The sequence below is a fragment of the Clostridium sp. genome (genome assembly GCF_029267215.1).
Lineage (GTDB): Bacteria > Bacillota > Clostridia > Clostridiales > Clostridiaceae > Sarcina.
In genome coordinates this window covers 25,809-41,391 of sequence record NZ_JARIDH010000042.1, presented here as the reverse complement: position 1 = coordinate 41,391, position 15,583 = coordinate 25,809, and the positions used below count along the sequence as shown (strand labels likewise).

At 26.1% G+C, this 15,583-nt stretch carries 15 protein-coding genes; 7 read left to right on the top strand and 8 right to left on the bottom strand.

The features are described 5' to 3' along the window. Positions 1–100: 100 nt before the first annotated feature. Together Q1K13_RS07045 and manA are read right to left on the bottom strand one after the other, a co-directional pair. A complete protein-coding gene (locus Q1K13_RS07045) occupies positions 101–1,015 on the bottom strand; it encodes an undecaprenyl-diphosphate phosphatase (protein ID WP_300348823.1) in 915 nt (304 codons plus the stop codon). Positions 1,016–1,254: 239 nt separating this feature from the next. Continuing rightward, the gene (manA, locus tag Q1K13_RS07040) at positions 1,255–2,232 is read right to left on the bottom strand and encodes a mannose-6-phosphate isomerase, class I (RefSeq protein WP_300348821.1); all 978 of its coding nucleotides are present in this window, start codon (positions 2,230–2,232) and stop codon (positions 1,255–1,257) included. Between the two features lie 297 nt (positions 2,233–2,529). On the opposite strand from manA, the gene Q1K13_RS07035 reads away from it, so the two are divergent. The 5 genes from Q1K13_RS07035 (at position 2,530) to Q1K13_RS07015 (ending at position 6,286) form a co-directional block, all read left to right on the top strand. After that, positions 2,530–3,885, top strand: coding sequence for a Mur ligase family protein (locus Q1K13_RS07035; protein WP_300348819.1), 1,356 nt, complete (start codon positions 2,530–2,532; stop codon positions 3,883–3,885). Positions 3,886–3,903: 18 nt separating this feature from the next. Then, positions 3,904–4,635: a type 1 glutamine amidotransferase gene (locus tag Q1K13_RS07030; protein WP_300348818.1), complete on the top strand. Its 732-nt coding sequence runs from the start codon at positions 3,904–3,906 to the stop codon at positions 4,633–4,635. 159 nt (positions 4,636–4,794) lie between these two features. Continuing rightward, the gene (locus Q1K13_RS07025) at positions 4,795–5,778 is read left to right on the top strand and encodes a YbgA family protein (protein WP_300348816.1); all 984 of its coding nucleotides are present in this window, start codon (positions 4,795–4,797) and stop codon (positions 5,776–5,778) included. 84 nt (positions 5,779–5,862) lie between these two features. Continuing rightward, positions 5,863–6,051, top strand: coding sequence for a hypothetical protein (locus tag Q1K13_RS07020; protein ID WP_300348813.1), 189 nt, complete (start codon positions 5,863–5,865; stop codon positions 6,049–6,051). A 16-nt stretch (positions 6,052–6,067) separates the two neighbouring features. Then, positions 6,068–6,286 carry a hypothetical protein gene (locus Q1K13_RS07015; RefSeq protein WP_300348811.1) on the top strand — a complete coding sequence of 73 codons (219 nt, stop codon included), beginning with the start codon at positions 6,068–6,070 and terminating at the stop codon, positions 6,284–6,286. A 103-nt stretch (positions 6,287–6,389) separates the two neighbouring features. Here the strand turns inward: Q1K13_RS07015 and Q1K13_RS07010 are convergent, their stop codons facing one another. Beyond that, entirely contained in the window at positions 6,390–7,298 is a 909-nt protein-coding gene (locus tag Q1K13_RS07010) for a DUF2156 domain-containing protein (protein WP_300348809.1), read from the bottom strand. Between the two features lie 254 nt (positions 7,299–7,552). On the opposite strand from Q1K13_RS07010, the gene Q1K13_RS07005 reads away from it, so the two are divergent. Beyond that, complete coding sequence (locus tag Q1K13_RS07005) at positions 7,553–8,818, top strand: VanW family protein (RefSeq protein ID WP_300348807.1); 1,266 nt, start codon at positions 7,553–7,555, stop codon at positions 8,816–8,818. 28 nt (positions 8,819–8,846) lie between these two features. Here Q1K13_RS07005 and Q1K13_RS07000 read toward each other — a convergent pair whose 3' ends face one another. The 4 genes from Q1K13_RS07000 to Q1K13_RS06985 all read right to left on the bottom strand — a co-directional run bounded on the left by Q1K13_RS07000 (position 8,847) and on the right by Q1K13_RS06985 (position 13,230). Next, on the bottom strand, positions 8,847–9,617 hold the full coding sequence (locus tag Q1K13_RS07000; protein ID WP_300348806.1) for a putative ABC transporter permease: 771 nt from the start codon (positions 9,615–9,617) through the stop codon (positions 8,847–8,849). A gap of 12 nt (positions 9,618–9,629) precedes the next feature. Continuing rightward, complete coding sequence (locus tag Q1K13_RS06995; protein WP_300348805.1) at positions 9,630–10,040, bottom strand: hypothetical protein; 411 nt, start codon at positions 10,038–10,040, stop codon at positions 9,630–9,632. A gap of 123 nt (positions 10,041–10,163) precedes the next feature. Beyond that, positions 10,164–11,663, bottom strand: a complete 1,500-nt coding sequence (gene yjeM / locus Q1K13_RS06990; RefSeq protein ID WP_300348803.1) for a glutamate/gamma-aminobutyrate family transporter YjeM — start codon at positions 11,661–11,663, stop codon at positions 10,164–10,166. A gap of 232 nt (positions 11,664–11,895) precedes the next feature. Next, positions 11,896–13,230, bottom strand: a complete 1,335-nt coding sequence (locus Q1K13_RS06985) for an APC family permease (RefSeq protein ID WP_300348800.1) — start codon at positions 13,228–13,230, stop codon at positions 11,896–11,898. 315 nt (positions 13,231–13,545) lie between these two features. Between Q1K13_RS06985 and Q1K13_RS06980 the strand changes: the two genes are divergently transcribed. Then, a complete protein-coding gene (locus Q1K13_RS06980) occupies positions 13,546–14,124 on the top strand; it encodes a metal-binding protein (RefSeq protein ID WP_300348798.1) in 579 nt (192 codons plus the stop codon). A gap of 30 nt (positions 14,125–14,154) precedes the next feature. Here the strand turns inward: Q1K13_RS06980 and Q1K13_RS06975 are convergent, their stop codons facing one another. Further along, positions 14,155–15,570: a HAMP domain-containing sensor histidine kinase gene (locus tag Q1K13_RS06975; protein WP_300348796.1), complete on the bottom strand. Its 1,416-nt coding sequence runs from the start codon at positions 15,568–15,570 to the stop codon at positions 14,155–14,157. Between the last annotated feature and the right edge of the window lie 13 nt (positions 15,571–15,583).

Here is a 15,583-nt window from a genome sequence, read left to right as displayed (position 1 = left end):
TAATTAGAAAAGTTACCATCTTTTATTTAAATTAAGTGAAATAAAAAAATTAAATTGTAAAATCAAAAAAGACAGGAATAAAATTCCTGTCTTTTTAAAATTAACTTATAAAGCCTGCAAATATTAATATTGCTAATATTATACCTGCAAATACTCTATAAACTGCAAACACTCTCATAGGTTTTTTCTTTAAGTAGTTTATGAACTTATCTATAACTACTAATGATACTATAAAAGCAATAATAAATCCTAAAATTAATGCAATCCAATTTGTTGCATTCATTTGAGAATAATCAAATTTTGCTAATTTTAATCCTGATGCGCCAACCATAACTGGTATTCCTAAGAAGAATGTGAATTCAGTTGCAACTGTTGTGCTTAATCCTGAAATCCAACCTCCCATGATAGTTGAAGCACTTCTTGACATACCTGGCCATAAAGAAAGGCATTGAAAACATCCAACTAGTAATGATTGTTTATATGACATCTTGTCTATATCTTTAACAACCTTACTTCTTTTAGCTCTTCTTCTGAAATTATTTTCTATAACTATAAGTAAAATACCACCTACTATAAATCCAACTGCAACTGTTTTTGTTGAAAATAGATACTTGTTAATATCATCATCAAATAAGAATCCTAAAATAGCTGCTGGTATTGTAGCTATAATTACATTTATACCAAATATAAAACCAGTTTTTGATTCAGCAAGTTTCTTCTCATATTTTCTTTTATCATTTGATGTCTTTAAACCAATGAAGGAAAATACATAACTTAAGAATTCAACTACTGAGTCACTGATTTTTTTCCAGTATAAAACTACAACTGCTAAAATGGCACCAAGTTGTATAACAACCTCATACATTTCAGGGAAACCACCTGATTGGGTATTAAAATGTATAAGCTCTCCAACTAGAATCATATGTCCTGTTGATGATACAGGTACAAATTCTGTAAGTCCTTCAACAATTGCAATTATTATGGCCTTAAGTATGAATAAAAAATTAATTCCCATAAACACACTCGCTTTCTTCTTTTTAGTTTTACCTTTTTATTATAATTTCATTGAGAGAATTTGTCCACATTTACTATTTTTTCATTATATAAATGAAAGTGAAGAGGGTTTATATATTTTCAAAAGCAAAAAAAAGCTGTATCAAGATTTATAGCTTAACTAATCTGATACAGCTTCTTAATGATTTAACCTTAAATATAAACATCATATGCTTTTAAATAGATATTATATTTTAATAACTACTCTTTTATTATTGAAAGAATTTCCTCTTCAACTGCACCATTTTTAGGAACATAACTTTTTAATAAAGACATATTTCCTTTTAAAGCATATTTTCCTAATGAAGCAGGTATAAATATGCTATCTCCTTTTTTAATTAATAATTCTCCATTTTCAGAAGTTATTAACCCTTCTCCTTCAACACATGTGAATATGAAGAATCTTTCCTTATCACTTTCTTCTTCACAAAATCCATTTATATCATATTTCTCTAATGAGAAGTATTCACATAATGAAAGATAAGTTTTATCATATTGATCATATGAAACTTTTAACCCTTTAGCTTTTTCACCTGATAATGAGAAATCTATACAATCTAAAGCTTTTTCAACATGAATTTCTCTTCCTCTATTATAATCATAAACTCTATAAGTTGTATCACTATTTTGTTGAATTTCAGCAATTATAACCCCTTCACATATAGCGTGAACTAACCCACTTCTTACAAAAAAAGTATCTCCTTTTTTTACTGGAACTTTATTTAAATATTTATCAAATTCACCAGTTTCAATAGCTTTAACAAATTGCTCTTTTGTACAATCTTTTGTTCCAACTATTAAGTTTGCCCCTTCAAAAGCCTCAACTACATACCAAATTTCAGTTTTACCAAGTTCTCCTTCTACTTTCATTCCATATTCATCATTTGGATGAACTTGTACAGATAATTTATCCTTGGCATTTATTAATTTAACAAGTAGAGGAAATTTCTCTTTTGATATTTCAGTTCCTACTAAATCGCTTCCTAATTTATCTATTAATTCATCTAATCTTAAGCCTTTATATTCTCCATTTTCAACTATGCTCATTCCATTTTTATGACAAGCAACATCCCAAGTTTCTCCTATCATTCCATCTGGCATATTATCTCTAAAAAGTTCGAAATCTCTTCCACCCCAAACCTTATCATAGTATAGATTTTCAAATCTTATTGGATACATTATTATTCCCCCTAGTATAGTTTATTTATAATCATTTGTATAATTAATAGTTTAATTATATCTTTCCTTATATATAATACAATATTTTAAAATATATTGCATTGTAAAATTTCTAGTTAAAACCTAATAAATTATTGATTCTTTTCTTATCTAATTGATTTTTAATTAATTGTTAATTTTTCTAAATAAAATTCTTTAAATTAAACTTATAATTGATTTTTATTAATTTATTTTTGAAAAACTTTATGCTATACTATAATAGTTTAAGAAGATTGACTAAAAAGTACTTGTAAGGTGGTGTTTAAAATAGCTATTAAATCTTATATAAGCATAATCTTATCTAAAATGACACAATTTATTTCAAAGAAAGTTTTTAAAGGTGGAACAAACTTTCCAGGTAAAATAGCTCTAAAAATTGACAGAAACATATTAAAGGTAGTTTCTAAAAATTATAAAGTTATATTAGTTACTGGAACTAACGGAAAGACTACTACTACTTCAATGATATATAATGTCCTTAAAGGTAATGGATTAGATGTTATAACTAATGCTACTGGAGCAAATCTTTATCCAGGAATAGTTAGTACATTCATTTCAAACTACAAATTTTCTTCTAAGAAAGAAAGATATGCAGTTATTGAAGTTGATGAAGCTAACTTAAAATTCATAACTGAATACATAACTCCAGAAATAATAACCATAACTAACCTATTTAGAGATCAGTTAGATAGATACGGCGAAGTATATACTACTCTAAGTAAAATATTAGAAGGAGTTGTAAAAGTACCAACTACTACACTTCTTTTAAATGGAGATGAATCTCTTCTTGGTAAACTTGAAGTTAAAAATCCTAAAGTTTACTACGGTTTTGAAGCTTCTCCAAATACTAATAAGAATATAGATATTAATGCAGATGCTAAGTTCTGTAAATTCTGCAAAAATCCATATTCCTATAACTTTATAACATATAATCACTTAGGAAGTTTCTATTGTCCAAACTGTGGATTCAAAAGAGAAAATTTAAAATATAAAGTTGAAGAAATAGTTAAGCTTACTCCTGAAAGTTCAAAGGTTGTTATAAATGGTTCAATGTTTACAATAACTCAACCAGGTACTTATAACATATATAATGCATTATGTGCCTATTCAGCTGCAAAAGAATTACATATTAATGATGATATAATCCAAAAATCATTTTCTAGTCAAAATTCATCATTTGGTAGACAAGAAACTATTAAAATTGGTGATAAAGAAGCTAGAATAATATTAGTTAAAAATCCAGCTGGATATAACCAAGCTTTAGATACTCTACTTTTAAATTCAGAAAGTTTTTCTGCTGCATTCTTATTAAATGATAACTATGCAGATGGTAAAGATGTATCTTGGATATGGGATGTTGATTTTGAAAAATTAAATACTATGGATTTAAATGAAATCTTCATATCAGGTATAAGAGCTTATGATATGGCTGTAAGATTAAAAATAGCTGATCTTTCAACTGATAAATTTATAATAGAAGAAGAATATGAATGTTTAACAGAAGCTATTAAAAAGTCTAAAGAAAATAAAATCTACATTCTTGCAACTTATACAGCTATGATTAACTACAGAAAATACTTACATTCAAAAGGCTACATTGAAAAGCTTTGGTAATTTAAAGGAGATATTTATATGGAATTAAATATATGTCATCTATATCCTGATCTTTTAAATGTGTATGGGGATGTAGGAAATATTTTAATATTAAAACATAGAGCAAAATTACGTGGAATAAAAGTAAATGTAATGAATGTTTCTATGGGAGATAAATTTGATAAAGATAATTATGATATAGTATTCTTTGGTGGTGGACAGGACTTTGAACAATCAATAGTTTCAGATGACCTAGTAAACCTAAAAAAAGATGCCTTAAAAGAATATGTTGAAGAAGGAAAAGTTCTTTTAGCTATCTGTGGAGGATATCAACTTTTAGGAAATTACTATACTGCTCCAACTGGAGAAAAAATAGATGGTTTAGGAATATTAGATATATATACAGAAGGTGGAAATACAAGATTTATAGGTAATACTGTAATTCATAACGAAGATTACAATGAAACTTATGTTGGTTTTGAAAATCACTCTGGAAGAACATTTATTGGAAACTTAAAACCACTTGGAAAATGTGTTCATGGATATGGAAACAATGGAGAAAGTGGTTATGAAGGTTGCATATATAAAAACACATTTTGTACTTACTTCCATGGGTCATTATTATCTAAAAACCCAGAGCTTGCAGATAGATTATTAAATTTAGCACTTAGTAATAAATATGAAAATGTTCATTTAGAGCCTTTAGATGATACATTTGAAATAAAAGCTAAGAATGCTATGATTAATAGATTAAACGGTGAAAATAAGTAATTTTTATTTTAGAGAACAGAGATTTTATCTCTGTTTTTTCTTTAATATTTTTTTAATTTTAACATTCATTTACGAGTATATTATTTAAGAATAAAAAAGAATATTCTACTATCAAATTGGAATTATAAAAGTAAATACTTTTATAGGAGTGATTTTATTATGAAGACTTACTGGCCAAAACCGACGTTAATTATTAGTAAATGTTTAGGCAACACACCTTGCAGATATAACGGAGAGGCTACACCATGTAAATTTATTGATAAACTAAAAAATTATTCTACAATAATAGAAGTTTGCCCTGAAGAAGGAATTGGATTGCCTACTCCTAGAAATGCCATAAGGCTCATTTCATCAAATAATAACTCTGTAAATTTAATAGATCCTAAAACACTTAAGGATTATACAAAAAACATGTGTGAATTTGCAAATGAAATGTGTGTAGAGTATAAAACACTTTCTCCTCATGCCTTTTTACTAAAAGGTCGTTCACCCTCTTGTGGAATACAGGGTGTTAAAATCTATAAAGGACCTGAAAAAGGAGCAGCATCTAAAAAAGGAAAAGGAATTTTTGCTAATGAAATCCTAAAAAGATTTCCTAATACACCTATTGAAGAAGAAGGAAGATTAAATAATTTTGACATAAGAGAACATTTCTTAATAAGATTATTTCTTTTTGCTAAATTTGATGAAATAAAAAATACAAAAAAGATAAATGATTTAATAAAATTTCATTCTACTAACAAGTTATTATTTATGGCTTATAATCAAGCTGGTTTAAAAAGACTAGGTAACATAGTTGCAAATCATAAGCATAAAAAAATAAATGAAATTTTAAATGAATATCATGTAAATCTAATTATTTTATTAAAGAAACAACCAAAATATACTTCTTTAATAAATACTTATAATCATGCTTTTGGATATTTTTCAAAGAACTTACCCAAAAATGAAAAAGCGTTTTTCCTAGAAACTTTAAATAAGTTTAGGATAGGAAAGGTTCCAAGAAGTGTCATAACGAGTTTATTAAAAAGTTATGCCATAAGATTTAATAATAAATATCTACTTTCTCAAAGTATTCTAGAACCTTACCCTGAAGCTCTATTAGATATAAGTGATTCTGGAAAAGGAATTGTTAGGGATTAATTCTTCAAGCAATTATTTCTACTCATTATTTAAAAGGAATCTACATATAATAAAGATATAATGTTATAAAAGGTGGTGTTTTACTTGAAAAACAATGCAAGAGATAATTTTAGACTAGCTATAGATGAATTATGCGCTTGTCAAAATCATTTGAATACAGCATATATGAACATGGATGAATATGATAATAAAACAGAAGTTCATATAGCCTTAAAAACTGTTGCTTCCGCACTAAATTCAGCTCAACATAATTTTAATAACTATATAGATTAATCTTAGGAGGATTTTTATGGAAAATTCTAAAGTTAACATAAAAAGAGAAAAAGTTAACATAAAAAGAGAATTAGATTTAGCAATGAAAAATGCACTTCATGCACAAGAATATATTAATCTTGCTTTGAATACTGTTGAAAAAAATGATAATAGACAATTAATACAAAATACCTTAAACCAAATAAATAATTCTTTAGAGCTTACTAAAACATCATTCTATGGATATAAGGACTAAATATTTAGTCAAAATATTATCAATATTTACTTTCTATAAATGATTTGCATTTTTAATTTTTTAACTACTCATCAATTAATAAGACTAAAATAGGATATTTTCTCTATTTTAGTCTTATTAAATACTTCTTTTCTAAAAAATCTGGAATATAAGATATTTTAGAACGTCGAAGTCCTTCTATTCCTAAATCCTCTTCTCTATTTACATACTTTATATTTTGATAACATTCTTTTAAGAATTCATTATTTATAAAAGCATATGCACCATTAAATTCCTTTAAACATTTTTCAACATGTATTATACACAAATTCTTATTAAATTGTTCTCCTATAGAAAATCCTATAAGTTTTTCATTTACATAAATCTCTATAAGGTCAAGTCCTAAATATCCAATATTTAAAAGTAAATCCTCTATTGCTTTTATTTCATAATCTAAAAACTTCTTCATATGATTTACGCTATGTTCTTTGCTCCATAAATTTAAAAACTCTCTATACTTAACTAACTCTTCTTCATATAAATTTCTATTTATTATATTTTTTTTATAATCATAAGTGTTTTTAAAGTGATTAATTTTATTTCTTTTATTTCTATAAATGTTTCCTTTTAAATCTATTAATTTTTCACACTTATAAATATAATCAAAATTGTTTTTTTCTTCTTCTATTATTATTTTTTCTCCTATAATTCTTTCTAATCTTTCTTTTCCTTGCCTAGTTACATCTCCTAAAAGCCAAATATTTTTATCTTCTTTCCTTATGTCTTCTAGATAATAAATAATCCTTATAAGCTCATCATCATTAAAATTTCCTAAAGGCTCCATAAAAAAAGTTCCATAATTATCATCACATTTTTTAATAATAAAAATATCCTTAAATAAAGAATATAACAATCTATATGCTCCTCTCCACATATACAATGTTGAAAAAGAATATTCACAACTTATAAAATCATCTTTATTTACTGCCTTATCATAAATCTCTTTAATATGAATACTTAATTTATTAAACATAAATAATCCCCCCTTATTTTTTTCATTAGATATCATATGAAAATTTGCATTAAGTTGTATATTATTTTAAAAATTTATATTATAATTATATTAATTGGAAATAAATCCATAAAAATGTTATAATTTAAATAATGTTTTAAAATGTCTTATTAGGATAAAAAAAGAATAATCTCCATATTTTATTTATATTTATTTGATAGGTTATATGTACATATTTTTATAATATTAATTAAGTATAAGTTGAGGTAGTAAAAGTGAGAAGTAAGAGAATTGACAAATTTAGTCCTAAAAAAATAGGTTTAGGAATTGCTATTGCTGTGTTGATAATAATATTAGCTATATTATCAGTTATAGGTTACACTACCTATTCCTACAAGGACAAAACTTATGATGGAATATTCGTAAGCGATGTTAATGTATCTAATTTAAGTGAAAATGAACTTAAAGAAAAAGTTAGCAATCATTACTCTAATTTATTAGATAATTTTAAGGTTACTTTTACTTATAAAGATATGTTTAACGAAACTTATTCTGCAAAAGATTTAGGTTTTTATTACGATTTCGAAAAGATATCAAATGAAGTATTTTATTTTGGTAAAGGTGGAAATATAATTTCAAACTCAGTAGAAAGATTAAAGTTAAAATCTACACCTTATTATTTTAATTTTAATCCACAATCCAATCCAGAAGCACTTAAAGAAAAGTTAGCTCAAATAAGTGGAAAAATTGATAAGAAAAAAGTAGAGCCTAAACTTTCTTTTTCTGGTAATTCAGTTTCTGCAACTAAAGAAGCTATAGGTTATAAAGTTGATTTAGAAAAACTTACAAAGATCATTGTTAAAGACATAGATGATCATGGACATGATACTAATAGTTGTAAAATAGAAATACCAGTTGAAGAACTTAAGCCTGAATTAACTCAAGCTGAAGTTCAAAAAATGACTATACTTGGAACTTATGAAACTAAACTTCCTAGCTTAGAAGGAGGACGTACTCACAATATACGTACTTATTTAAGCAAACTTAATGGAACTGTTTTAATGCCAGGTGAGATTTTCTCTGCTGATAAAGAAGGAGAAGAAAGAAATGCTAGTAATGGCTACACATATGCACCAGGTTTTATTAACAACAAAGTTGTTGATATAATGGCTGGTGGTATATGTCAAGGAGTAACTACTCTTTACAATGCTGTTCTTTATGCAGATTTAAAGATAGTTGAAAGAGCTCCTCACAGCCTTCCAGTAACTTATGCTCCTATAGGAAGAGATGCAACAATGGCTAGTGGGGTTGTAGATCTTAAATTTAAGAATAATCTTAAAAACCCAGTAATTGTACAAACCTATATAACAAATAATGGACATGTTAAAGCTAATATATGGGGAATAAATGAACAGCCTAACAAAAAGATAGTTATTGCTGTTGACCAACATGGCCCTAAATCAGCAACAACATATAGAGAAATTTATGAAAATGGAGTTTTAGTAAAAAAAGAATTATTATCCAAAGACAATTATCATTAATAAAAAGAAGCCATTTACTGGCTTCTTTTTATTTGTTTAATTTTCTTAATCTTTGCAATATATCATTATGAATTTTATGCTTCATATTAGGGAATGCTTTTAAAAGTCTTCTTTGAATTATTCCACCTTTTCTTAATTCCCTAATTCTACATAATAATTCTTCTCTATTTGATTTTTCACTTTTAAATTTACTAATTGCAAAATCTAAATCTTTTTCTGTTTTTTCTATGAAAGATACTCCAAGTTCTTCAAATTCATAAGCTAAGGCATTTAGTTTCTCAAGTTTAGAATTTAATTTAATCATTGTAGCTACTGTAATTATAAAATCTATTGTTATCATACCTAATAAAATATACGTAACAAAATATATACTTTCTTTTGAAAATTTATGAACAAAACCAACTATTATAGGATTTATAACCTCAATAAGAACAACAGATAATATTCCAAACATTGTAGAATTTAGCAAACATACTCTTCCATGAATATTAAATTTATGATTTGAATAATCCCACCACTTTGTGTGAAAAGAAACCTCTAAAACAACTGATGTAACATATTCTAGCACAGATGTTATTATAATTCCAATTATAAATACTAAAAACACATTGTTTTTATATTGATTTAAAAATGTTAATACAAATATAGCTCCAAATCCATATACAGGACATAAAGGCCCATTTAAAAATCCTCTATTAGTAAACTTATGATCTAATATATAACAATATATAACTTCACATATCCATCCTAAAAAGCTATATATTATTATATACAATGCATTATAAATTAAAACATCCATAAAACACCTCTCTTATTTTCCATTTACATCTTGCTCTGCCTCTGGAGATTCAACTTCAATTCCATAAACCCCTAAGTTGTCTTGAGCTGTTATATTAACATTTATCTTACCCTTTGCACCTTTTTGATAGTATCCTGATAATATCTCTTTATGATAATTTCCTATAATATCAGTATAGTACATAAATAAAGATCCATTAGTATTAGTCTTAATTCGCATACTAACAGATTTGTTAGGGGCTATTGATGGAACATCTAGGTTATAACTATTGTTTCCATAACTTATCTGAAGTCCTGTAATTTCTTTTTTAGTTTTATTAGTTATTGTAAGTGAATATCCACTTTTGTTTTTAACAATATAAGCTGTTATGCCTAAAGCTAAAACAATTATTATCCCTAAGACTATAAAAATCTTCTTTTTCATTTACTTTAGTCCTTTCTATTAAAAATTAATATATTTTTATTATACTATAAAATTTGAAAAAGAATCCATATAAAGAATATATAAGAAAAACAACATCTTAAAGATGTTGTTTTTCTTATAAGTTTATTTTTTATTTTTTGTCTTTTTCTCATAATTATGATAAAGAACAAATGCTATTATGGCAAATATTATAGGTCCAGTTATCTGGAACGCCATAGCTACATAATCCTTATCATCAATTACAGGTTTTATAATTGTGAAGAAGTTTGCAAATCCTATTGTTGCTGTCACTATTACAGACCATATTACTGAAACCTTATATGACTTATACATAACAAATGGTTTTTCAATCTCTTCTTTCTTTTTGAATGAAGGGAAAGCACCTGATAAGAACATATATGGAATTGTCATAGCAACATTACCCATTAATATTAAGTAACCGAAAAATTTGTTTGCAGATTCTCCTCCAAATGAAGCAGTTAATATAAATATAACAACAACTATACATTGTATCCACATAGCATTTACAGGCATGTTATTTTCATTTAGTCTTGTCCATTTTTTAGGCCATATTTCTTTTGGAGTTCCTTCTATTAACTGCTTTATTGGTGCATAACTTAATGTAAAGAATGCTCCCATTAAAGCTAACATCATTGAAAGTCCTATATATCTAGCAAACCACGCACCTAAAGTAAGTGATGCTTCCACACTCATTCCAAAAGTATGTCCAAGTTGAACTCCTAAATTTTGTATAGCTATGTATGCTACGTTAGCTAAGTTTACATTATCTCCTGATAATGTTGCTTGCCAGTTTGTAAATAATCCTATACAAAGTATACCTACAGCATATCCAACAGCTATTATTATTGATGCTATCATTAGTCCTTTAGGGAAGTTTTTCTTAGCGTCCTTAGTTTCATCAACTAATCCACTAATAGCCTCTAATCCACCATAAGCAAATACTGCAAAAACTAAAAATCCTAAAACACCTATTGGTGATTGATATGAAGGATTTGGTGCATGTACAAATGAATGCAGTGTTAATGGTTCCGCTGGTTTAAATCCATTACCTACAAAAACAATTATAGCACCAACTATAAGTACAATATTAGACAATGCAACAACTGTACCTCCTATTGATGTTACCTTTGTTATATTCTCTAATCCTTTAGAGGCTGCATAAGTAATTATTATAACAAGAATTGATCCAAGTACAGCCATAGTCTGAGGAACTGTTAAGCCAAATAAAGACCATGTACTTGTCATATCTTGTCCATAAATTACATTTGAAAAAGGAATCCATATTGATGATGAGTTACTTACCATCCAAATAAGATTTGATGAATACCACATGAAAGTTACAATAAATGCATACTTAGGTCCAACAGACTTAGCCATCCATGAGTATATACCTCCTTTTTCCTTTCTAAAAGCTGCTCCATATTCAGCCATCATAAAAGCATAAGGTATTGAAAATGCTAATGCAGATATTATATACCATGGAATAGCTCCATACCCCATTAAGTAAAATGCCTTTGGCATATTAGCAAAACCATATACTGATGTGAAAATCATTAATATAAGCGCTGTTAAAGTTAATTTACCCTTATTTTCTGAGCCCATATTTTTCCTCCTTGGTTAAACTATTAAATTTTATGTACATTTATATATACTATAATATAATACCATGTTTTTTTATAACTTTAAATAATCAAGTCATATTATTACAATAATTTATTATAATTCAGTTAATTTTTTATTTTTTTATAACTTTAATAGAAAAACATCAATTTTTTTATTAAAGTTATAAAAAAATAAAGAAATCACATCTATATTAGACATGATTTCTTTATTACTATGTTAAATTTAATTTTCTTTCTTTACTCTTCCAAAATAAAATAGCTGATATTAATAAAGCTAAACAGAAGCTAGTATATAATAAGAATAAAGGATTATTCATACTTCCAATTAGTATTATTAAAGAGCCTAAAATAGCTAATATAGGATTTAAAAATCCTCTCCATACTCCTTTTACTTCACCACTTCTTCCCATATTAAACACTTTTAAATATAAAAAAATATATAATACATAGTTTATTGTTATTGATATTTCTGAAATATCTGAATTTGGAAGAATACTATATTTTTGAGTTAAATAATTAATTAAAATCCAGAAAAATATTAAAAACAAAGCTACAAGAGCTGAATTTAATGGTATTTCACCATCTTTATTAATTTTTGATATTTTATGAGATTTAGGAAACATTCCTCTAATTGCTAGTGAATAAGGTAGTCTAATAAGCCCCATAAGAAGCCCATTTACCGTTCCCATAATTGAAATTATAACAAATACAATAAATATTTTAGCTCCCATAGGCCCTAATATTTTATTAGCTGCCATATCAACATGAGCATCTCCAAGGTTTATAACCATCTCTGGACCAATGAAAGTACTTATGCCTACAAAATATGCTATATACATAACTAAAATAAATAAGGGAGCTATAATTAGTGCCTTAGGTAAATTTTTCTTTGGATCTTTAATTTCATGTCCTATTGATGTAGCAACAATCCATCCATCGAATGAGAATGCTATGGGTGTTATAGCAGACAACCATCCTAATGAATGCATACTAGTAACATCTGATGGAACTATGCTTTTAGGATCTCCATAGGCTATTCCTACAAATGCTATAAGAATTAATGGGATTAACTTTATTATTGTTGAAGCATTTTGAAAATATGCTCCTAATCTTGATGATAATATGTTAAATATAAATAAAATTCCTGTTATAGAAGTTCCAATTAAAACTTGAATTTCCAAATTTCCTTTAACACCAAAAAGCATGCATATATATATTCCTACAACCCAAGAAACAACTGATATAAGTGTTGGATAATATAAAAGCGTGTGAAACCATCCAAAAGAACATGCTATAGATTTATTATAAGATTCTTCTGCATAAGTAATAATTCCACCAGCTTTTGAATTACGAGAAGCTAATTCTGAAATTGTAAGACTTCCAAATATTATTCCAATAGCTGCTATAGCAAATACCAAAACACCTAAACTTATGCTTCCTCCAGTTGCTATAAGAATATTATCGCTTTTAAAAAATATTCCAGAACCTATTACAACTCCAACTATCATTCCTATTGCTGTAAATAATCCATATTTATTTTTATTCAAATATACTCCTCCAATCTATGAAATTATTTTCACTTTAGTAAAAACTACTCCCCAAAAAAGATTTTTTATTAATATATCATAAAACATTCCATTTTTCAAATAATATTTTAATAATTTTCATGAAATTTTGAGTATTTTTTATTATTTAAAAATTTTATTAATAAACTAACAAAATATTTTTTAGTGACTATAATTAAATTAATTATGATTATCTTTGTATATTTAAATTTTATATGATTAATATAATAAAGTTCTGTGATATTTCTCCAAAATATGTTATATTATTATTATAAAAAATTTTAGCGGGGTGATACCATGGCATCAGGAAAAACACATGACAAAATTACGGTTATTATGACCCCTTTTGTAGCCTCTTTATTTTTATTTATAAATATGCTTATATTAAATGATTTAGGAAGTAGTTTAGCTTTTTCCATATTAGGCGTATCTATATATATGTTTGGTGGTTATATGTTTTCTGGAGATTTAGATATAAAAAGTAGAGAATTTAGAAGATGGGGTTATTTTAAGTTTATATGGATACCATATCAAAAGATTTTTGAACATAGAAGTGTGTTTACTCACGGATTTGTATTAGGTCCTATTATAAGAATACTTTATGTTTCAATAATTCCTATAACAATTTCATCACTATTATATTCATTCTCTATAACACATCTTTCAACTCCTGAATTACTTAAAATAGTTGGAAGATTCTTAGTTCAGAATAAAATATTGTTTTCAAATATATTACTCGCTTTATTCTTAGGTTCTGGACTTCATACTATTACAGATTTAATTTATAGTTATTTTAAAAAGAAATTTTCTTATAAGAAAAGAAGAAATCGTAAAAATTATAGTAAAAGTAGAAAATCAGTCAGAAAGGCTGCTTAATTTAAAAGGACTAGTTTTTTAAACTAGTCCTTATTTTATTGGTAATTCTATTATAAAATTACATCCATTCAATGGATGATTGCTTAGATATATTCTTCCTCCATGTTTTTCAACTATTTCTTTTGTTATTGTAAGACCAAGACCTGATCCTCCACTTTTAGAGTTTCTTGATTTTTCTCCCCTTACAAATGGATTAAATATATCTTTTTTAATATCCTCACTTAACCCAATTCCATTATCACTTATAATTATTTTAGCAATATTATTTTCTTTATATAATTTTATTAAAAACTCAGTTTCTTCTTTATTATACTTAATACTATTTATTATTAAATTCCCTAAAGCCCTTTCTAACTTTTTAGAATCAAAATCTAAGAAAATTTCCTCTTCACATATATCAAAATCAAACTTAAAATTTTTCTCTTCTAATAAATATAAATAATCAGCTATTAAATTTCTTAAAAACTCACTTAAGTCATGTCTTTTTTTATCTAAGATAAACCCTGAACTTTGTATAGTGTAAAATTCAAAAAGTTCCATTATCATTTCATTAGCTCTTTCCCCATTTTTTTCAATGATTTCTACATACTTAATCAAAGTTTTTTTATCTAAATCTTTAGTATTTTTTATTATATTTGAATATCCAACCACACTAGACAATGGTGTTTTTAAATCATGGGCTATATTTCTAATAAAATCTTTTCTAAGTTTTTCTGACTTTTCTTTTAATTTTCTTTCTTCCTCTATCTTTGAAGCCATATTATTAAAAGCTTCTCCAAGTTCTTCAAATTCATTATTTTTCTCTATTTTTATTCTAGTTGAGTAATCTCCAGATCCTATCTTTCTTACTCCATTCATAAGCTTATCAAGAGGTTTTGTAAATGTCTTAGATGTTAGCCTTGAATAAATAACTAAACTTATAATAAACAAAAATATATAAATAATTATCATACCATAAGAAAACCCCTTAAGGCCTATTCTAGGATTCTTTATGAACATATTTACAAGCTCATCTTTAGGTATTCTTGTTATTACAAAAAACTTTCCTTTTTCGCTATATCCTAAAGACATAAGCTCTCCATCTTCATCATTTCCATTTATTTCGTTTACAAGTATCTTTCCAAATTCCTCAGATGTATATTTTTTTCTCTTTATTTTAGGATTGCCTAAAACTTTAACAACATTTAAATTTGAATCAATAACCTCTATCCATCCATTATTTTGAGTTATATAATTTTCTTTTATACTATTATAATCTTTATTTTCAATATCCCCTAACATAATTGAAGTGGTTTCTTTTTCTAAGGGTGCCTTTTTAACATAAATACTTATTCCAATAATAAATGTAAATGATATTATAATTACTGTTATTAAACTTATAAGAATAAATACTTTCAAGTAATTTCTAAGAAGTATATTAGATACCTTATATCTTCCTTTTTTCATATTAAAATTCCTT

Excerpts from the sequence above, each read along its gene's own strand:
- Q1K13_RS07045 (WP_300348823.1), bottom strand. The coding sequence starts at position 1,015 with ATGGGAATTAATTTTTTATTCATACTTAAGGCCATAATAATTGCAATT.
- manA (WP_300348821.1), bottom strand. The coding sequence starts at position 2,232 with ATGTATCCAATAAGATTTGAAAATCTATACTATGATAAGGTTTGGGGT.
- Q1K13_RS07030 (WP_300348818.1), top strand. The coding sequence starts at position 3,904 with ATGGAATTAAATATATGTCATCTATATCCTGATCTTTTAAATGTGTAT.
- Q1K13_RS07025 (WP_300348816.1), top strand. The coding sequence starts at position 4,795 with ATGAAGACTTACTGGCCAAAACCGACGTTAATTATTAGTAAATGTTTA.
- Q1K13_RS07015 (WP_300348811.1), top strand. The coding sequence starts at position 6,068 with ATGGAAAATTCTAAAGTTAACATAAAAAGAGAAAAAGTTAACATAAAA.
- Q1K13_RS07010 (WP_300348809.1), bottom strand. The coding sequence starts at position 7,298 with ATGTTTAATAAATTAAGTATTCATATTAAAGAGATTTATGATAAGGCA.
- Q1K13_RS07000 (WP_300348806.1), bottom strand. The coding sequence starts at position 9,617 with ATGGATGTTTTAATTTATAATGCATTGTATATAATAATATATAGCTTT.
- Q1K13_RS06995 (WP_300348805.1), bottom strand. The coding sequence starts at position 10,040 with ATGAAAAAGAAGATTTTTATAGTCTTAGGGATAATAATTGTTTTAGCT.
- yjeM (WP_300348803.1), bottom strand. The coding sequence starts at position 11,663 with ATGGGCTCAGAAAATAAGGGTAAATTAACTTTAACAGCGCTTATATTA.
- Q1K13_RS06980 (WP_300348798.1), top strand. The coding sequence starts at position 13,546 with ATGGCATCAGGAAAAACACATGACAAAATTACGGTTATTATGACCCCT.
- Q1K13_RS06975 (WP_300348796.1), bottom strand. The coding sequence starts at position 15,570 with ATGAAAAAAGGAAGATATAAGGTATCTAATATACTTCTTAGAAATTAC.